This is a genomic window from Eubacterium sp. MSJ-13 (genome assembly GCF_018918235.1).
Lineage (GTDB): Bacteria > Bacillota > Clostridia > Lachnospirales > Lachnospiraceae > Butyribacter.
In genome coordinates, this window is sequence record NZ_JAHLQE010000027.1 from 1 (window position 1) to 18,941 (window position 18,941).

Consider the following 18,941-nt stretch of genomic DNA (forward strand, 5'->3'; position numbering starts at 1 on the left):
GCAGATTGAAAATTTACCCTGCGTTATTTAGCTGAAAATCATTGATACAGTACACTAGGTTCTTATTTTTCAAATCTTCTTATATATATATTCGGATTATTTAAATAGTTTCATTATGATAATTACTTTCTAATATTATCACTCATCCTCCGGATATGTCAGAGTAATACTTTTTCCGTCCTTTCCGGGATATGAATTCTTAAATATTTTCCGCACTGCCCCCATATATTCCTCTGGGTGGATAAGCGAAGGACTATAATGCGTGAGCCACATTTCTTTTACATCTGCCTCTCTTGCAACTTTGGCAGCTTCACAAAACATCATGTGTTTCTTCTCCACTGCCTTTGCCTTTTTGTCACTCTCACCATACATCCCCTCACATATAAGAAGATCAGCTTCTTTTGCATTTTCAACAAGACTTTTCACAGGTCTTGTATCCGTACAATATGTAACTTTTATTCCTTTCCTCTCCGGCCCTATAACCATATCCGGAGTATATATCCTGCCATCATCCTCTATGGTTTCCCCTTTCTGAAGCCTGCTCCAAAGCTTCATAGGCACATCATTCTTTTTCGCAAGTTCCGGAAAAAATCTTCCCCCTCTCTTTATCTCTATAGTATATCCGTAACATGCAACATTGTGGTTTACCTTAAATGCAGTAAGATGATATCCATTTATATCTATCTTCTGGCAATTTTCAGTAAGTTCTATAAACTCAAGTTTGAATGGGAGTCCCGGTGCTATAATACGCAGAGAATTTACAACCTTCTCAAGCCCCTTAGGTCCTATAAGTGTGACAGGTTTTGTTCTGTCAGAATTTCCCATAGAGAGCAAAAGACCCGGTAATCCGCTTATATGGTCGCCATGATAATGCGTAAAACATATAGTATCAACCGGGTTTGCACTCCAGCCTCTCTGTCTCATTGCTATCTGTGTTCCCTCTCCACAATCTATCAGCAGACTGCTTCCTGAAAACCTGGTCATCATCGCCGTAAGCCATCTACCAGGCAACGGCATCATCCCACTTGTTCCAAGTAAACATAAATCTAACATTTTTCCTCACAATCCAGAGGAGCATATAATAAACCTACAATTCATGCACCTCCGTAATTTCAGGAGGTATGACAAAACTGTCAACCATCTCATCGTAACATTTCTCGCAGATAACAAACGAATGGAGTATTCCATCTTTTTTTGAAAAATATCCCCACTGTTTCTTTGCCTCAAATGCATCCTCTTTTAATATTCCGTTTTCTACAAATAATTTTTTACCACACACATTACAATATATATCTTTCATGTTTCCTCCCGGTATTTTTTCTGCTGCAAAATTTGTATTACGCATATATAATAATGCCGGAGAATATCAATGTACAGTGGTAATAGCTGGTATAATTTCTAATAAAAATACAAGTGCGTCTTCAACCGGTTCACTGTAATAACCCTTTCGTATACCTACCTCTTTAAATCCATATTTTTTGTAAAGAGATACCGCCGCTTCATTACTCTTTCTGACCTCAAGTAAAATTCTGTTTATACCATTTTTTTTCAATTTTTTAAATGCGCTTTCAAGCAGCTTTTCTGCAATGTGTTTTCTACGGTACTCGGCTGATACTGCTATCCTGCAAAGATCAGCGTCCTCAAATGAAGTCGTAAATATGCAGTAACCTGCAATTACACCATTGCCATCAACAGCCACAAGACATACATTTTCTTTTACTGATAATGTATCTTCAATACTTTCTTTACTCCACGAGCGAGCGAATATCTTTTGTTCCAAATCCGCACAGCCCTCTGTATCAGCTAAAGTCATATCATTTATCTTAAAAAATGTTTCCATTTTTTATTCCTGATTTTTTAACCTTTCTTCTCTTTCTCTCTCTGCCTGTGATTTTCTCAAATATATAGGCTTATGTTCAGCGGCACTTTCCACTTTTCTCTGTTCAAAATATACCTCTCCAAGAGCTGCTACCGCTGCGGCACTCTGTTTTGAAAGATGAATTGGTGCAAAACAATACTCATTTTTAAATTCTTTTTCTATCGTCTCTCTCTGAACCTCGACACCATCACCGAGAAAAATAACTTTATCATCGTATTTTTCAAGTTCTTCCATGATTTCATGTATATCGACTGCTTTCTGCTCAGATAAACATATGAGATTTCCATCTTCCATCCTGTATATTCCCGTATAAACCTGATTGCGTCTTGCATCCATTATCGGGCATATCAGCCCGTCAAATACACTTACCCTGTAAGCAAGTCCCTCAAGTGTCGGAACCGATACTATAGGTTTCTTTAACACCAAACCTATTCCCTTGGCTGTAGCCGAACCTATACGAAGTCCAGTAAACGATCCCGGACCTGCTGCTATGGCAATCGCATCTATCTGTTCAAGCTCGATTCCTGACATATCGACAACTTTCTCTATCATCGGAAGAAGTGTCTGCGAATGTGTCTGCCTGTTATTTACCGTAAATTCCGCAATAATATTTTTCTCATCGGCTATGGCTGCTGAAGCCACAAGCCCTGAACTATCTATTCCTAATATCTTCATAACTGCAATTATCTCCAATTATATTTTATTGACTCTATCCTAATGCTTTTTTATAAAACACATAGTATATAGTATCAGTTAAACTAAGACTGCTCTACAGTGATCTTTCTGTAATCAAAACCTTTTTCAAGATCCTTTTCTATCGTAACACTTATATGCTCTCTTGGTATTATCTCACTTATAAGTTTTGCCCACTCGATAAGGCATACGCCGTTTCCAAAAAAATAATCCTCATATCCTATCTCGTCCATCTCGCATACATCAGCGATGCGGTATACATCGAAGTGATACAGAGGAAGCCTTCCCTGCTCATATATCTGCATTATGGTAAATGTGGGACTGCATATAGGTTCATCCACGCCAAGACCCTTGCCAAAGCCTTTAGTAAAAACAGTTTTTCCAACTCCAAGATCTCCGTTTAAAAGAATGATATCCCCTGCTTTACAGCTCTCTCCAAGCTTTTTCCCAAGTTCAAATGTATCTTTCTCACATCTGCTCTCAATTATCTCTTTACTCATCGGTTCCTCCGTTTTCATCTTCTGTCTCGCTCTCCTCAGGCTCATAATCTTTATACTGTTTTACTTTTTCCTGTATATTCCTCACAAGTTCTGAAAAGCTTTCACCACACTGCTTTTTTGTAAAAATAAAAGCTCTTACTGGTGACATATAAACATATATTGCATCCTTTACAACTACTGTCTTTCTTATCTCATACCATTTTACCTTAGCTTCCTGCTCTCCCTGTGAAACAGTTATGCCATCGTCATTTATGGTATAATGAAGCGTATCGTTTATACTCTTGTTTTTTCTGACCTGTGCCTTTGCCTTGCTCCAGAGCATAACAGGCTGCACAACTGTAAAAATCAGACCTATTATTATAAGTGCCATAACTGCGGTTCTGTCAAGGTACTCAAACCTTACCGCACATATTATAAGACTTGCAAAACTTATAATAAGTCCAAAAATACCAGACATACTTCTATAAGTATGCCTCATAGAAAAAGCATACAACTCTCCTGCACTAAGCTTTGCATCAAAATTTAATTCAGTCATCAAAATCCTCCATTTCTGACTTTAATAGCATTTTAATATTGATTATAAGTTTTTTTGTCTAAAAAAACAATACACAAAAATGTACTTTTTATGCTATACTTATAAGAATGTAGAATAAATAAACAAACAAATAAAGGGGGGAACCAGACTATTGTCTGTAATCATGCACAATTATAGCAGTAAAGAAGAACTTGAAACAATTATAGAACAGGAAATAGATTTTGAAAAGTTAAATGAGCTCTGTGAACATATCACAAACGCAATAACCGAAATTCTTACCTCTTGTGGCTTATATTTTCGTATTTTTTCAAGAGTCAAGTCCGTTGAGTCAATAGCCTCAAAACTTTTCCGCGGCAAATACGGAACACTTAACAACCCCAAAAAGATCCAGGATCTTATCGGTCTGCGTGTTATTCTTTATTATTACGATGACCTTAGCATCTGTCGTGATATCATGGAAAGAACATTTCAGATGATAGACGAATGGTCCAGAAATTTCTTTGAATCAGACGAATTTCGTGCAACAAAAATAAATGGTGTATTCAAATATCCGGCAGAATACTTCAATTTATACAAGAAAGAAATGTGGTCACTTCCTATCGATACAACTTTTGAAATGCAGTTTCGTACCGTATTTTTTGAAGGCTGGCATGAAATAGAACACGACATGCGCTATAAGAGCCGCATCAGTGACGACCAGTTCTGGAAAGGCAGTGAAGAACTTTCACGTATGTTAAACTGCATACTGGCAAACCTTGAACTTAGTGACTGGTCACTTGTAAAGCTTTTTGAAGAACTTTCATACAACCATTATAAAAATATGAACTGGGAGCTTATGCTAAAAAGCCATTTTCGTATTAAAATCGAAGATTCAAGCCATCTTCATCCTGACATTATCGCAATATTTAACCAGGATAAAGAAATCGCAAAGCAATTTTATAAATGCCCAAGGATTATCCTTATACGTGAGCTTTTAAAACTTGACAATCCTGAAATAAATTATAACCTAATAATCAAACTTGTAAACAACAAGCTTGTCAAAAATGAACTTATACGGCTTGTATGCAATAAGATTGATGAGCCACATGACAGCCGCATATACAAAAAAGAAACACTCGCAAGGCTGGAATCCAATATTTTATTCCACCTTGAGCTGCCCCTTTTGCACAAAGAAACAAGAACTTTAGAAACAGAATTCACAAATGCGGCTGCGATAGTTTATAAATGGGCTCGTTTCAAAATGAATCCAGTGTTTGAAGATATGCCAGAAGAAGTAGAATCTTACAAAAACAAACTTCCCGGCTACCAGTTAAAACTCAATTACAATATCAGTGAAATGAACTTTCATATGAAAATAAGCTATATCGATAGTAAACATATTGGTACACTCTGGCACATACACACATCAATCGCAAAACTTGATGACGGCAGACTCCATTTCTATCATATGACTTCAAAGGATCTTCCGCGAGGTATCAGTCAGCGGGAAACATTCTTAAAGCCTTCATTCCTGTCTGACCTTTCAAATAAGATAGGAATCATCGACATAATACGTCTTGGCAATAAAGCTGTATTTGTAACTGACAACGATGACTATACCGGTTTTGACAGTCTTATACGCAACGAAAACCGAAAACTTCCGATAGTAGCCATTGCACAACGCATCTCATATTATGCTGCGGATACAAAGCCTTTAATTTCTCCCGCCCAGGAATACAGGGACGGCTATGATATGAACACTTTTACCATAAATGGTACAAGGCTTGCAAAAGTTATCGGCCACTACTCACATGTATTTATGATAGATAAAACATTTATTGGAAAATTTGCTGAAAACTTCAATATTCCTGAAGCAAACGCAGATGGATGTATATGCATCTTCTGGCCTCCTCACTCCAACAAACACTTTACACTTTTTACAAGGCGCATGGTCCTTGAAACACAGTTTGATTTCAACCGCTTTGCATTCCACGACGAAGATGTTTATGAAAAAGCATTCAGACATAAACTCGTTCAAATAATAAAAGAGGATAATATAAGCCGTTAAAATCATTTACCGAAAAATACAAAAAAGAAACAAAGACATAAATATAGATTTTGCTTTGTTTCTTTTTATTTTTATTATTGTACTTAACTTAGCGTTATGCTCAGCGTTATATTTTTTCTCATATTTTTTAGTTTTCTGGAAACTTCAATCTTTATCTCATCCCCACTCTTATGCTTTATAAGAATATTATGAAGTGTATAAACGGTCTTTGCACTCTGGCCATCTACTTTCTCAATAACATCTGCAACACGCATCCCCCCTGAATATGCCGGAGAACTTGAATATACAGATGTCACATATATACCTCTTACAAGACTATGCGCTTCGGCAGTGTCCGAATCAACATCAATCCCCTCAATTCCAAGATACGAAATACTTTTTCCACGCATAAGAAGCTCTATAATATCACGTACACTGTTTATCGAAACAAATGCCATATTCCTCTCACCTGTAAGATTTTGAAATCTGTTATTGATAAAGCCTATCATCTTCCCTTCGGTATTTAAGATAATGCCATTACCCGCCGATGCAACTGTCATATCTGTAGCATACAATGCTATCTCATTGTCCGCTATAGAAGCCTCTATATCTGACTTTGTCACCTTTCCAAGCATAACCGAATACATAATCCCATTCGGTGCACCTATGGCAATAACATTTGAACCGTTTGAAGTTCCAGATATACTCCCGAAATCAACTGAAAGCAGCTTTTTTCTGGTATCCTTAGGAACTGTATTTCTAGACACACGCAGGACAGCCAGACCTACATTACTGTCAACACCAAGAACGCCAGCCTTTACGTCATCGCCGTTATAAAACTCTATCGTAACCTCATCTGTTCCGCTTACTGCACCTGAATCTGTGATAATAAAATATTCATTTTTAGTAATATTAAAAACAGCCCCATAAGTTATACCTCTATTCTCCTCGTCCGCATCATACCATGTTGTGTCACTTATACCCCCACGTACTTTTACGAGTGCGTATTTATAACTGTTTCCTATTGCTGCGATTTCTTTGGAAATATGGTCATAATTGTCAATAGATGCTATATCAGACTCGCTTATATTATGTCTGTTAGAATTGTTCTCTGTCAGACTCTCCGATGAAGCAGTTGCCTCAGGTCTGATAGTTTCGACTATGTAATCAGAAATATCCTTATCGTCTTCCCTTGTATATATAAAGTTGAATACAGCCCCCGCAACCGAGCCGAATATCACGGCAAGAAAAACAGCCGAAAGAATTTTTCCGGCAAACTTCACTGCATTTTTTTTCTGCTGAGGACGTACCTGCTCTTTAATAAACTGATACTTCTCAACTTCATGTTCTCTTTCCTCAACAGGTCTTTTATGAATTGTCATGTATGTCCCTCTGTTCCCATAATAAATCTTACAAATTAACTAAAAATACATATTCTTTTTCCAACCATTATGTATAAATCTACCATACATTTATGAATACAATATTAACAAATCGTAAAAAATTACTGTATACTTGATTACTTCCTATATAATGTTGTAAAATAAGATAGGATGTTTTCGTCCTTAAATATGAATCAAATGAACGGAGAACGATCATGAACAGTAAAACATTACATACTCTTGAGTATGATAAAATAATAACCATGCTTGAATCATATGCTGCTTCGCCTCTCGGCAAAGAATATTGTAAAAACCTTCTGCCGACAGACGACGAGGAGTATATCTTCAAAGCACAGCGCGAAACAAGTGACGCACTTACACACATCCTTACGCAGGGTGAGGTATCTTTTGGTGGTGTAAAAGATATAAGGGCAAGTTTAAAACGACTTGAAATAGGCTCGATTCTTGGCATAGGAGAATTGTTAAACATTTCAAGCCTTCTTTCTACCGCAGGAAGCGTCAAAAACTTTTTCAGAAAAAATCTGAATGAGAATGATGAGACAGGGGATTCATTAAATGAGCGTTACCAGCTTATCGAACCTCTCTCTCCTCTTATGAAGGAGATACGCCGCTGTATCATCGATGAAAATACTATCGCAGATGATGCAAGCGTGGGATTAAGCCATGTAAGACGCAGTATGAAGATTGCCGGCGGCAAGATACATGACCAGCTTAATTCCATTGTGAACGGCAGCAGCCGCAGTATGCTTCAGGATTCCATAATCACGATGCGAAACGGAAGATACTGCCTTCCTGTAAAAGCAGAGTACCGCTCATCTTTTAACGGTATGCTTCACGACCAGTCAGCGACAGGTTCAACACTTTTTATCGAACCTGCTTCTGTCGTAAAATTAAACAATGAGATAAGACAGCTTGAACTTGACGAGCAGGAAGAGATTGAAAAGATACTCGCAAACCTCAGCAACCAGACTGCCGAGCAGAGTTTCTTCATCGAGCAGGATTTCAGGATATTATCTGAACTTGATTTTATTTTTGCAAAGGCAATGCTCTCAAAGAAAATGAAAGGCACACGCCCTAATTTTCCAAAAGAAAAATATATAGAGATAAAAGAGGGAAGACATCCCCTTATAGATGCCAAAAAAGTAGTTCCTATCAATCTGCATCTCGGACTCGACTTCTCACTTCTTGTCGTGACAGGACCAAATACCGGCGGTAAAACAGTTTCACTCAAAACCATCGGTCTTTTCACACTTATGGGACAGGCGGGGCTTCATATACCTGCATTTGAGGGTTCATCACTCCGCATTTTCCATGAAGTATACGCTGATATCGGTGATGAGCAGAGCATCGAGCAAAGTCTAAGTACATTCTCATCACATATGGTAAACACTGTGTCCATCCTTGAGAAAGCAGACGAAAACAGCCTTGTTCTCTTCGATGAGCTTGGTGCTGGTACAGATCCGGTCGAGGGAGCTGCCCTTGCAACTGCCATCTTATCAGATCTTCATGACAGACATTCAACAGTCATGGCTACAACGCATTACAGCGAGTTAAAACTTTATGCACTCCAGACACCTGATGTTGAAAATGCCTGCTGTGAATTTGATGTTACAACTCTCAGACCGACTTACAAACTCCTGATAGGAGTTCCCGGCAAGAGTAACGCCTTTGCCATTTCAAGTAAACTTGGTCTGCCTGACAGAATCATTGAAAATGCAAAGGGTCATGTTGCATCTGATGCAAAGCATTTTGAAGATGTACTTGCTGAACTTGAAAAGACAAGGGTGCAGCTTGAAAAAGAACATGCTGCAGTATCAAAAAGCCGCAAGGAGATTTCAGATTTAAAGAAATCTCTCAGGGAAAAGAATGAAAAAATAGACAGCTCAAAAGACAAGATAATCCAGCATGCAAATGAGGAGGCAAGCCGCATACTTGCCGAGGCTAAGGACTACGCTGACGAAACCATCCGCAAATACACAAAATGGGCTTCAAGCGATAAACATATCAGGGAAATGGAGGCTCAGCGTGCAGCTCTCCGTGAAAAGATGGATTCAAAGCAGTCAAAGATCAAAGTCAAAAAAGAGAAGCCAAAGTCAAAACAGCTTAAAGCTTCCGACCTTTATATAGGAGCTGACATAAAGGTACTGTCTCTCGGTGCAAACGGTACGGTAAGCACACTCCCTAACGAAAAAGGTGACCTTTTCGTTCAGGCTGGACTTCTGAGAACAAAAGTAAATATAAAGGATATCGAACTCCTCCCTAAACCAAAGACTGCACCGGCTCAAAACAACAATCACAGCGGCAGCGGCAAGATACGAATGAACAAAGCATCCGGAATAAGCGGTGAAGTAAATCTTATAGGCATGACTGTCGATCAGGCTATGCCGGTTTTGGAAAAATATCTTGACGATGCCTATCTTGCACATATGACACAGGTGACAGTAATACACGGCCGTGGAACAGGTGCACTCCGTACCGCCACCCACAATCACCTTAAACGCACGAAATATGTTAAATCGTTCAGGCTTGGTGAATTTGGAGAGGGTGATATGGGCGTTACTATCGTAAATTTTAAATAAAAAGGAGAAAAAAATTAAAATGGCACAAAAACAGAAAATACTTATAGTTGATGACGATGAAAATATCGCAGAACTTATCGGACTTTATCTTACAAAAGAATGTTTTGACACACATATTGTCAATGACGGAGAATCGGCTATAAAGGCTGTTTCGGAATACTCTCCAAACCTTGTCCTCCTCGATATCATGCTTCCTGGAATCGACGGATATGAAGTTTTAAGAGAGATAAGAAAGAATTCAAAACTACCTGTTATAATGCTCTCTGCAAAAGGAGAAACTTTTGACAAGGTACTCGGTCTTGAACTTGGAGCTGATGATTATATCATGAAACCTTTCGATTCTAAAGAAATGGTCGCAAGAGTCAAGGCAGTTCTCAGGCGTACAAATTCCCCTGCCTCTGCTGAAACTACTGATGATTCACTTCCAAAAGAATGTGTGACATACCCTGATCTTATCATCAATCAGACTGATTATTCAGTTACTTACAAAAACAAACGTGTTGAAATGCCTCCAAAAGAGCTTGAACTTTTGTATTTCCTTGCATCACATCCAAATCAGGTTTTCACAAGAGAACAGCTTCTTGACCATATCTGGAGCTATGATTACATCGGTGATACCAGAACAGTTGATGTTCACATCAAGCGTCTTCGTGAAAAGTTTGAAGAACATCCTCAATGGGAACTTAAAACTGTCTGGGGAATCGGTTACAAATTTGAATACAGGGAATAATTTTTTTAAACACTCTTTGCATATATATGCAAAGGGTGTTTGTGAAAGGAGAACTCTATGCATTTTAAAATTAAGAGATCACTTCGTTTTAAATTTTTAATGTGTTACCTTATATTTACTGTTTTTACAGTAGCACTTCTAAATACATATGGTCACAAACTCATGTATAAAAAAATACTTTCTGATACAGAAACAAATATGTATTCAGAAGCAGACAACATAAAAACACAATATCTTGCCAATGCTTACCTTGTAAACAGTGCCATCCCTTCAATGCGCAAACAGTTCTACTCGATTCAGAATGCAACCGGTATACGCATATGGTTAAGTAACACTGACAGTAAAATAATACTTGATTCTGACATAGACAAAAGCAAAGAAAATTATAAGATAAATAATTATGACTCATTACTCCTTTCAAAACAGTCGGTTGAAAATACAGATATCAATAAACTCCTGTCAGAAAAATCGCTCTGTATCATTTATCCTGTATCTTCCGGTCTCGACATAAGCTTTTATATAGTCCTATCCACACCGACAGCTTCACTCCATCACAGAGCCGTACAATATGTAGATACTATCCTTATCTGTTATATTATAACGTCAGTTATATTATTTATTTTTCTGCTTTATCTTTATCTTCAGACTGTTATTCCTCTTAAAAGCATGCAGAACGCAGCAAAAGAATATGCCGCCGGACATTATGACTATCCTATGCCGGCATATAGCGGCCATGACCAGGCAGACCTTGCTGGAGCAATCAAATATCTGGCTGATAAAATGAAAGATACTAACGACTATCAGAAAAATTTCATTGCAAATGTATCACACGATTTCCGATCGCCGTTAACATCAATAAAAGGTTATACACAGGCAATGGCTGACGGCACTATTCCTCCTGAAATACAGGGAAAATATCTTGATATCATACTTTTTGAGGTTGAGCGACTTACAAAGCTTACAAACAATCTCCTGTCTCTGAGTGAGTTTGAAAACAAGGGAATTCCTCTTGAAATATCAACTTTTGATATAAACAGTGAATTAAAGCGTTGTCTTGCCACATTTGAACAAAGATGTACACAGAAGCATATCTCACTAGAGATAACATTTGACGCTGAAGTTTCACTTGTCGATGCAGATCAGAGTAAGATAGAACAGGTTATACAAAATCTTGTTGACAATGCCATAAAATTCAGCCACGATAATTCAACTATTGATATACATACAAAAGAAAAAAATCAAAAAGTATTTATCTCAATAAAAGACCATGGAATCGGTATTCCTAAAGAAAGCCTCGGAAAAGTATGGAAACGCTTCTACAAAACGGACCTTTCACGCGGAAAAGATAAAAAAGGAACAGGTCTTGGACTTTCAATAACTAAAGAGATTATCGAAAATCATGGTGAGAACATTAATGTAATAAGTACCGAAGGTGTGGGAACGGAATTTATATTCTCACTCCCTAAACATGAATAATCATAAATTCTATACAATATATAAAAAAGCAGGCCTGTCTTTTTCTAAGCCTGCTTTTTATATTTAATCGCAAATCTGTGTATAGTCTATGTTACTGAACATTTACTGTGCTTGTCTGAAATACACCCTTCAATCTCTTAAAGAATACTTCCTGAAGTACAGATATAGTTACAAACTGTGCTGCAAAAAGAATACAAGCCTGTGTAAGTCTTACAGGTAACAATGATACATATGGTGAACCATAAAGCACTGAGATCCAAAATGTAGTTATGAATAAACCAATAATAAACTGATTTATACCAGCGGCAATTGCTGCTTTTGGTATGGATGGCTTTTTATGCAGGAATAATCCCCAAACAAGACCGTTTAAGCACGAGTTAAGTGTAAAGCCCGGAAAATATGGTCCTATAGGGAACATGAGTGTTCCAAGTACATCTGCAACTCCTGCAACAACTGCTGCCTGTACAGGCCCCATCAATATAGCTGCTGTTACAGGTGCTATAAAAGCAAATCCAATCTTAACATTCCATGCCTGTATCGAACAAAATCTCGACAAAACGATTTCGATAGCTATAAGCATCGCCATAAGTGTGATATCTCTTACTGAAATTTTAGTTTTCTTTTCCTTCATTTTTTGCCCTTTCTAATGAACGGAGCCGAAAAAAGAAAAACACTCAAAGTAAACCATTATTCAGGTAATGAGTGTTTTTCATTCATTTCTGACAGTGGATGCGAAAGCCATACCGCAAGAATACTTTCTTTTCGCCCAAAGACAACTTCCCATCCTTTGGTACTTAACGCATGACTTCCTACTCTGTTCATATTTAAGTATTTAATTTTTATATTTACTGATAATTGTATATAATATCAGATCTGCGATTTCCTATTTGTATTCACATCTTGTTCCAAGAATACCTGCTACTTCATACTCATAATCATCGATACTCTTTTGCATCTGGAATGCCTCGTCAATATCGATATCATAAACATGACCCTGCTTGTAACCTATAAGTCTGTTTTTCTTGCCTTTTTCAATACAATCAACAGCATATGCACCCATAACTGAAGCATAAACTCTGTCTCTTGCTGTAGGGCTTCCACCACGCTGTAAATGTCCAAGAATAGTAGCACGAGTCTCAATTCCTGTAGCTTCCTCAATCTTCTTTGCAAGACCGTAAGAATGACCGATTCCCTCAGCATTTACGATAATCTGATGTGTCATACCGCTTTCACGGTTATTCTTTACCTCTTCGATAAGCTTATCATAATTATTGTCAAATTTTTCAGGTAAAAGAATTTCCTCAGCACCATTTGCAATACCACACCAAAGTGCGATATATCCTGCTGAACGTCCCATAACTTCTACTACGCTGCAACGCTCATGTGAATTTGATGTCTCACGGAGACGGTCAATAGCCTCCATAGCCGTATTTACTGCTGTATCAAATCCAATAGTATAATCTGTATATGCTATATCAAGGTCTATCGTTCCTGGAAGACCGATAACATTAACACCGTATTTTGAAAGGTTCTTAGCTCCTGTGAACGAACCGTCACCACCTATAACGATAAGTGTCTCTATACCAAGTTCCTTACAGATAGCTGCTGCCTTTTTCTTTCCCTCTTCTTCTCTGAATTCTGCACTTCTTGCTGTAAAAAGGAATGTGCCTCCATGCTGAAGCTTTTCTGAAACATCATGGAATGTAAGAAGATCCATCTCTCTGTTAAGAATACCATTGTATCCTCTTCTTACACCATACACTTCATATCCCCTAGAAATACCTGTACGAACCACTGCACGAATGGCTGCATTCATTCCAGGTGCATCTCCTCCGCTTGTTAATACTGCAATCTTTCCCTTTGTTTCACTCATTTTATTATCCTCCATTCCACTATAATTATACTCAGGAACGCTTATTATGCGCAACCCCTCACATAATCTGAATAAAATATGTTTTACTGTTCAGAACAAATAGTAACAAATATCCTTCTTCTACAGATAACGTCACAATCGACTAAGGAAATACGCATTTTTTCATAACTTTCTTCTTAATAAATATCGTTAATCATTCTATTATGATTTGACATATTTTTCAATAGCTTTTTTAAGTTTTTGTTTTTTTCTCCGATATTCACAAATTTTTCAGTAAACTTCTGTTAAAAATCACTATATTTATTCTCATTTTTTACTAAACATTTACCTTTTTTATCATTTCCAATGAAGTCTGTGAAGATCACCTTCAAGCTGCATATCAAAAAAATTATTCTGCCTCAATGCTTCATATAACACTATTGCAACCGAATTTGACAGATTTAATGATCTGATATTTTTATTCATAGGTATTCTTATAGCTGTTTCCTGTGAATCCACAAGAATCTCCTCGGGAATACCCGCACTCTCCTTGCCAAACATTATATACGCATCAGGCTCATAATGCACATCAGTATAATCCTGTTTTGACTTGGTGGTTGCCATATACATTTTTTTCACTGCATCAGGATTTTGTTGAAGAAAATCTTCATAACAATCATAAACGGTCACATCAAGCTTGTCCCAATAGTCAAGCCCTGCCCTTTTAAGCATTTTATCATTTATCTTAAATCCCATCGGCTCTATAAGATGAAGCTTTGTGCCCGTTGCACAGCAGGTTCTTCCTATATTTCCGGTATTTGCAGGCATCTCAGGTTCAAGTAAAACTATATTTAACATCTCTCTCTCCCTAACTTATTTTCTCTATAAACTTTTCAATTCTCTCAAGTGCAGCTTTAAGATCAGCTATCGAATATGCATACGATATTCTCAAAAAACCTTCACCACAATCACCAAATGCCGTTCCGGGTACTACCGCTATCTTTTCCTCTTTAAGAAGTCTGGTAGCAAATTCATCTGAACTCATTCCAAACTTCTTTATGCTCGGAAACATATAAAAAGCACCAAACGGCTCAAAACATTCTATGCCCATTTCATCAAATGCATTTAAAAGAAATCTTCTTCTCCTGTCATACTCATTTCTCATCTTCTCCACATCTTCATCACCATGACGAAGAGCCTCTATAGCTGCATACTGACTTGTAGTTGGGGCACACATAATGGCAAACTGATGTATCTTTAATATCTGGTCAAGTATATTTTTAGGCCCGCAGGCATATCCAAGTCTCCAGCCTGTCATCGCATATGATTTTGAAAATCCATTTATGACGATAGTTCTTTCCTTCATACCCGGAAATGCCCCTATAGATGCATGTGTTCCGCTGTATGTAAGTTCTGAATATATCTCATCTGAGATTACAAAAAGGTCATGCTCTATAACAAAATCAACAATCGGCTGTAATTCTTCTCTTGTCATTATCGCCCCTGTCGGATTGTTCGGGAATGGCATGATCAGAATCTTAGTCCTGTCTGTAACAGCTTCTTCAAGCTGCTCTCTTGTCAGTTTAAAATCATTTTCCTCCTTTAATTCCACTATGACCGGAACCCCATCAGCAAGCACTATACAGGGCTTATAGGACACATAACTTGGCTGTGGTAGTATCACTTCATCGCCCTCATCAAGCATAGCCCTAAGTGCACCATCAATAGCTTCACTTCCACCTACCGTTACCATTATCTCGCCTGACGGGTCATACTTTAAGTCAAAACGCCTGTCAAGATATTTGGAAATTTCAATCTTTAAATCATTAAGCCCCGCATTTGAAGTATAAAAAGTTCTTCCCTTTTCAAGAGAATAGATTCCTTCCTCCCTTATATGCCACGGTGTATCAAAATCCGGCTCACCAACGCCGAGCGAAATGGCGTCATCCATCTCACTTACTATATCAAAAAATTTTCTTATGCCTGACGGTTTAATCTGTTTAACTTTGCTGGATAATGCATCTCTCATGGTGTAATCAACATCCTTTCTGGTTCATGGTGCTTTCCTGTCATCTCAAGACCATGTTCTTTATATTTTTTAAGCACGAAATATGTCGCAGTACTGTTCACATATTCAAGCGTCGAAAGCTTCTCAGAAACAAATCTCGCGACCTCCTTCATGCTCTTACCAGATATCGTCACCGTAAGGTCAAAACCACCTGACATAAGATAGACACTCTCCACCTCGTCAAACTTGTATATCCTCTCAGCAACTTTATTAAATCCCATATCACGCTGTGGAGTAACCTTAACCTCGATAAGAGCTGTCACCTTTTCACATTCAGTCTTGTCCCAGTTTATAAGAGTAGGATAACCACATATGACATTCTCCTGTTCCATCAGCTTAATCTCATTCTCAACAGTCTCCTCATCGCTGCCAAGCATTGCCGCCAGCTCCTTAGTAGTGTAACGGCTGTTCTTACTAATCGTATTCAAAATCTTTTCTCTGAGATCACTATTCATAAAACACCCTCCATTTCCTATCTTCAAACAACATTAAGTAAAACTACGAATAACCTGAACTAAAGTGTGCATCTGTAATATATAATGTTAGCAGACATTTTCATCACCGTCAGCACTTAGTCAGCGTCTTTTGCTGACTTATGTACTGCTACGAGTGATGTCATAGCGAAGGCGTGCCTGCGGTATTATATATTACAGATGCACACGCTTCTCAGCTATACAATCTAAATCTTATAAAGCTCATCACTTCCCGCCGGTCCGATATATCTCGTTTCATCCCTGCTAACAATAATTCTGTCATTGCCCTCTGTTGCCCTGCCTATGACAGCAGCATTTATACCAGCCTCATTTAACTTTTCAACCAAAAGATTGCCTTTCTCACAGCCTATCATCATACTTCCGCTTGAAATCAGCATATACGGATTAAGATGGAATACCTCACATACTTCGATAGTTTCCTGCTTTATCGGAATCTTGTCAAGATGTGCAGTAATTCCCACTCCAGACGCCTCACCGAGTTCCCAAAGTGCCCCAAAAACTCCTCCCTCCGTAACATCATGCATAGCAGTTACACCAACTTCCATCGCTATCTTTGACTCCGGTATTACAGAGAGGTAATCTTTAAATCCCTTTGCCACATCTACAAGTTCCTGCGGTAATGTCTCAAGAAGTTTTTCTTCCTTTTCGGCAGCTATTATCGAAGTTCCCTCAAGTCCTGCCCACTTTGTCATAACAATCTCATCACCCGGTCTCAAACCGCCCGTTGAAACTATTTTTCCTTTTTTAACCTTGCCTACACCTGTCACATTTATTACCGGTCTGTTCACAGCATCTGAAATCTCTGTATGACCACCCATAACCTCTATCTCAAGTTTAGCACACTCTACCTCTATTTCTTCCATGATTTTTCTTAGCTTTATCTCTCTTGTCCCGTCAGGAAGAATTATAGTAGTCATTATACCTATAGGCTCAGCACCGCTTGACGCAAGGTCATTTGCAGTAATATGCACTGCAAGACTCCCTATCCCTTTATCTGTACCTGTTATCGGATCTGTTGAAAATACAAGTGCCTCGTCCTCTCCTACTGCAACTGCTGAGCAATCCTCTCCAACTCCCGGATGCAGTATAACCTCTTCTCTCCTGTGCCTTATCTGTTTAAATACCGCCCTTTTTAAAACATTCTCAGGTACTTTTCCTATTTCCATCTTTTTGTCTGTTCCTTTCTTTACTGACTATTCTTAGTATCCGTCTTTCCTGTGTCACTCTTGTTTTCATAACTTTTTTTATTTTCTTCCGTTCTAACTTCCTGTCTTCCTACTGTAACATGCTGTGGCTCTGCATTGTAAGAGCTTGTATTTACAAGAACTCTTTTTTTCTCCACACCATTTATATAGATAATCTTCCAAAGTCTGGCACTATATCCCGTATGTGCCGACTGTGTTATCTCCCTGTAACCTGATGGTTTCGTAGTATCAACTGTAACAACTTCGCCCTCCGGCTGTTTTTCCTCAACTATCTCTGATTCAAACGCAATCTTTCTCTTTTTACTTCTAGTCTCCTCACCAAATATTTTAAAAGAAAGAATTCCACCATTTGCAGATGCAGCTATATAGATAGGAGATTTTGTGTTATTTTTAAATTTAAGATCCTTATAATTTCCTGATATCGCAGCATCCCTTGAAACATTCACATAATGTACGACCATTGAATGTGGAGAGCGTTCGACAACCTCAAGTTCAGCATTTATAACAGCATTATACAATGTAGTCGAAACCTGGCATACTCCACCACCAACACCAGCCACTACTCTGCCTCCTGAATATTCAGGAGCGGCCTTATAACCATTTGCCTCTGTCCTGTCTTTTATGACTTTTACTGTAGAAAAGGTCTGCCCCGGATAAAGAATAGTGCCATTTATGCGTCCTGCCGCAGTCTGAACATTGTTGCATCTGTCCGATGTTGAAGAACTGTAATCGGTAGAATATTCTCCAAGCAGATCCGTACATTTTGAATACATCTTTTTTGTATATTTAGGTTTCTTAACCTTAACTACCGCATCCAATGTAAGGCTCTTATCTTTTAGATTTCCTGAAATTTCTTTATAAAAAGCATCTGTCGTATCAGCTATATCTACTTTAATACCCGTCTGATCTTTAGTTGCCTTAAGCTTCCCTTTAACTATCTTAAGTTTTGAATTTATAACTTTTTTATTGTGAAGCCTGCCTTTAAGCGTTATATAATTTTTAAGCACATCCTTGTCAACACCTGTTTTCAGATTATATGTCACATCTTTCTTATTCACAGAGATAAGTTCCTTAAATCTCTTAAATATATTCCCTGTCTTACCTATATTGTAGGCAGCCTGAACATAATCATTATCTTCTATATAAAATCCAAGTTTTTCAAATGTTGCTTTTGTATCTTTTTCACCATTTCCATATCTTATCGTAATCTCCCTGTTCTTAAGATACGATGTATATTTATCAATCTTTTTTTCTGCCTGTTCTTTTGTAAGCCCGCCTATATCCACACCACTTATATTTGCTCCCTGGGCAATAAGTTTGTTATCTAAGATTTTCGCCTTTACAACTGCCGCAATTATCAGGCATATAAACAAAATACACAGACACGCTTCTAAAATAATAATCCCTGTTTTTTTATTATTCTTCGTCATAACTTTCCCACTTACATCCTTATTTTAACTTTTACTATCTATTTGACATTTATTTTCTTATTGAGTATTCT

The 18,941-nt window shown here is 37.9% G+C and carries 18 protein-coding genes and 1 riboswitch; of the genes, 4 read left to right on the top strand and 14 right to left on the bottom strand.

The annotated features are described in order from the left end of the window. Positions 1-138: 138 nt before the first annotated feature. From KQI69_RS01255 to KQI69_RS01280, 6 genes are all read right to left on the bottom strand, one after another. The gene (locus tag KQI69_RS01255) at positions 139-1,053 is read right to left on the bottom strand and encodes a ribonuclease Z (RefSeq protein ID WP_216563471.1); all 915 of its coding nucleotides are present in this window, start codon (positions 1,051-1,053) and stop codon (positions 139-141) included. A 34-nt stretch (positions 1,054-1,087) separates the two neighbouring features. Then, positions 1,088-1,300 (bottom strand): hypothetical protein, encoded by a 213-nt coding sequence (locus tag KQI69_RS01260; protein WP_216563472.1) that lies wholly within the window; start codon positions 1,298-1,300, stop codon positions 1,088-1,090. A gap of 66 nt (positions 1,301-1,366) precedes the next feature. Further along, entirely contained in the window at positions 1,367-1,840 is a 474-nt protein-coding gene (rimI, locus tag KQI69_RS01265; RefSeq protein ID WP_216563473.1) for a ribosomal protein S18-alanine N-acetyltransferase, read from the bottom strand. 3 nt (positions 1,841-1,843) lie between these two features. After that, positions 1,844-2,554: a tRNA (adenosine(37)-N6)-threonylcarbamoyltransferase complex dimerization subunit type 1 TsaB gene (gene tsaB / locus KQI69_RS01270; protein ID WP_216563474.1), complete on the bottom strand. Its 711-nt coding sequence runs from the start codon at positions 2,552-2,554 to the stop codon at positions 1,844-1,846. 83 nt (positions 2,555-2,637) lie between these two features. Continuing rightward, on the bottom strand, positions 2,638-3,072 hold the full coding sequence (tsaE, locus tag KQI69_RS01275) for a tRNA (adenosine(37)-N6)-threonylcarbamoyltransferase complex ATPase subunit type 1 TsaE (protein ID WP_216563475.1): 435 nt from the start codon (positions 3,070-3,072) through the stop codon (positions 2,638-2,640). Then, positions 3,065-3,607 carry a YcxB family protein gene (locus KQI69_RS01280; RefSeq protein ID WP_216563476.1) on the bottom strand — a complete coding sequence of 181 codons (543 nt, stop codon included), beginning with the start codon at positions 3,605-3,607 and terminating at the stop codon, positions 3,065-3,067. The genes tsaE and KQI69_RS01280 overlap by 8 nt, the downstream gene beginning before the upstream one ends. A gap of 151 nt (positions 3,608-3,758) precedes the next feature. On the opposite strand from KQI69_RS01280, the gene KQI69_RS01285 reads away from it, so the two are divergent. After that, entirely contained in the window at positions 3,759-5,654 is a 1,896-nt protein-coding gene (locus tag KQI69_RS01285) for a hypothetical protein (protein WP_216563477.1), read from the top strand. Between the two features lie 83 nt (positions 5,655-5,737). Here KQI69_RS01285 and KQI69_RS01290 read toward each other — a convergent pair whose 3' ends face one another. Continuing rightward, entirely contained in the window at positions 5,738-7,015 is a 1,278-nt protein-coding gene (locus KQI69_RS01290; protein WP_216563478.1) for a S1C family serine protease, read from the bottom strand. Between the two features lie 215 nt (positions 7,016-7,230). On the opposite strand from KQI69_RS01290, the gene KQI69_RS01295 reads away from it, so the two are divergent. Genes KQI69_RS01295 through KQI69_RS01305 form a run of 3 tightly spaced genes read left to right on the top strand, consistent with a single transcriptional unit; the run spans position 7,231 to position 11,821 of the window. Next, on the top strand, positions 7,231-9,615 hold the full coding sequence (locus tag KQI69_RS01295; protein ID WP_216563479.1) for an endonuclease MutS2: 2,385 nt from the start codon (positions 7,231-7,233) through the stop codon (positions 9,613-9,615). Positions 9,616-9,634: 19 nt separating this feature from the next. Then, entirely contained in the window at positions 9,635-10,345 is a 711-nt protein-coding gene (locus KQI69_RS01300) for a response regulator transcription factor (protein ID WP_216563480.1), read from the top strand. Between the two features lie 57 nt (positions 10,346-10,402). After that, positions 10,403-11,821, top strand: a complete 1,419-nt coding sequence (locus KQI69_RS01305) for a HAMP domain-containing sensor histidine kinase (protein WP_216563481.1) — start codon at positions 10,403-10,405, stop codon at positions 11,819-11,821. A gap of 91 nt (positions 11,822-11,912) precedes the next feature. Here the strand turns inward: KQI69_RS01305 and KQI69_RS01310 are convergent, their stop codons facing one another. The 7 genes from KQI69_RS01310 to KQI69_RS01340 form a co-directional block, all read right to left on the bottom strand. Continuing rightward, the gene (locus tag KQI69_RS01310; protein ID WP_216563482.1) at positions 11,913-12,452 is read right to left on the bottom strand and encodes a folate family ECF transporter S component; all 540 of its coding nucleotides are present in this window, start codon (positions 12,450-12,452) and stop codon (positions 11,913-11,915) included. 90 nt (positions 12,453-12,542) lie between these two features. After that, a riboswitch (THF riboswitch) is annotated at positions 12,543-12,640 on the bottom strand. A 64-nt stretch (positions 12,641-12,704) separates the two neighbouring features. After that, on the bottom strand, positions 12,705-13,694 hold the full coding sequence (pfkA, locus tag KQI69_RS01315) for a 6-phosphofructokinase (protein ID WP_216563483.1): 990 nt from the start codon (positions 13,692-13,694) through the stop codon (positions 12,705-12,707). Between the two features lie 336 nt (positions 13,695-14,030). Further along, positions 14,031-14,531: a tRNA (uridine(34)/cytosine(34)/5-carboxymethylaminomethyluridine(34)-2'-O)-methyltransferase TrmL gene (trmL, locus tag KQI69_RS01320; RefSeq protein ID WP_216563484.1), complete on the bottom strand. Its 501-nt coding sequence runs from the start codon at positions 14,529-14,531 to the stop codon at positions 14,031-14,033. A 10-nt stretch (positions 14,532-14,541) separates the two neighbouring features. Beyond that, positions 14,542-15,702, bottom strand: coding sequence for an aminotransferase class I/II-fold pyridoxal phosphate-dependent enzyme (locus KQI69_RS01325; protein ID WP_216563485.1), 1,161 nt, complete (start codon positions 15,700-15,702; stop codon positions 14,542-14,544). Next, entirely contained in the window at positions 15,699-16,196 is a 498-nt protein-coding gene (locus tag KQI69_RS01330; RefSeq protein WP_216563486.1) for an Lrp/AsnC family transcriptional regulator, read from the bottom strand. The genes KQI69_RS01325 and KQI69_RS01330 overlap by 4 nt, the downstream gene beginning before the upstream one ends. Positions 16,197-16,420: 224 nt before the next feature. Then, the gene (locus tag KQI69_RS01335) at positions 16,421-17,401 is read right to left on the bottom strand and encodes an AIR synthase family protein (protein ID WP_216563487.1); all 981 of its coding nucleotides are present in this window, start codon (positions 17,399-17,401) and stop codon (positions 16,421-16,423) included. Between the two features lie 20 nt (positions 17,402-17,421). Further along, positions 17,422-18,870: a VanW family protein gene (locus KQI69_RS01340; RefSeq protein WP_216563488.1), complete on the bottom strand. Its 1,449-nt coding sequence runs from the start codon at positions 18,868-18,870 to the stop codon at positions 17,422-17,424. Positions 18,871-18,941: the final 71 nt, after the last annotated feature.

Bases quoted from the DNA above. Each gene is read 5' to 3' on its own strand.
- KQI69_RS01255 (WP_216563471.1), bottom strand. From the start codon at position 1,053: ATGTTAGATTTATGTTTACTTGGAACAAGTGGGATGATGCCGTTGCCT.
- KQI69_RS01260 (WP_216563472.1), bottom strand. From the start codon at position 1,300: ATGAAAGATATATATTGTAATGTGTGTGGTAAAAAATTATTTGTAGAA.
- rimI (WP_216563473.1), bottom strand. From the start codon at position 1,840: ATGGAAACATTTTTTAAGATAAATGATATGACTTTAGCTGATACAGAG.
- tsaB (WP_216563474.1), bottom strand. From the start codon at position 2,554: ATGAAGATATTAGGAATAGATAGTTCAGGGCTTGTGGCTTCAGCAGCC.
- tsaE (WP_216563475.1), bottom strand. From the start codon at position 3,072: ATGAGTAAAGAGATAATTGAGAGCAGATGTGAGAAAGATACATTTGAA.
- KQI69_RS01280 (WP_216563476.1), bottom strand. From the start codon at position 3,607: ATGACTGAATTAAATTTTGATGCAAAGCTTAGTGCAGGAGAGTTGTAT.
- KQI69_RS01290 (WP_216563478.1), bottom strand. From the start codon at position 7,015: ATGACAATTCATAAAAGACCTGTTGAGGAAAGAGAACATGAAGTTGAG.
- KQI69_RS01295 (WP_216563479.1), top strand. From the start codon at position 7,231: ATGAACAGTAAAACATTACATACTCTTGAGTATGATAAAATAATAACC.
- KQI69_RS01300 (WP_216563480.1), top strand. From the start codon at position 9,635: ATGGCACAAAAACAGAAAATACTTATAGTTGATGACGATGAAAATATC.
- KQI69_RS01305 (WP_216563481.1), top strand. From the start codon at position 10,403: ATGCATTTTAAAATTAAGAGATCACTTCGTTTTAAATTTTTAATGTGT.
- KQI69_RS01310 (WP_216563482.1), bottom strand. From the start codon at position 12,452: ATGAAGGAAAAGAAAACTAAAATTTCAGTAAGAGATATCACACTTATG.
- pfkA (WP_216563483.1), bottom strand. From the start codon at position 13,694: ATGAGTGAAACAAAGGGAAAGATTGCAGTATTAACAAGCGGAGGAGAT.
- trmL (WP_216563484.1), bottom strand. From the start codon at position 14,531: ATGTTAAATATAGTTTTACTTGAACCTGAGATGCCTGCAAATACCGGA.
- KQI69_RS01325 (WP_216563485.1), bottom strand. From the start codon at position 15,702: ATGAGAGATGCATTATCCAGCAAAGTTAAACAGATTAAACCGTCAGGC.
- KQI69_RS01330 (WP_216563486.1), bottom strand. From the start codon at position 16,196: ATGAATAGTGATCTCAGAGAAAAGATTTTGAATACGATTAGTAAGAAC.
- KQI69_RS01335 (WP_216563487.1), bottom strand. From the start codon at position 17,401: ATGGAAATAGGAAAAGTACCTGAGAATGTTTTAAAAAGGGCGGTATTT.
- KQI69_RS01340 (WP_216563488.1), bottom strand. From the start codon at position 18,870: ATGACGAAGAATAATAAAAAAACAGGGATTATTATTTTAGAAGCGTGT.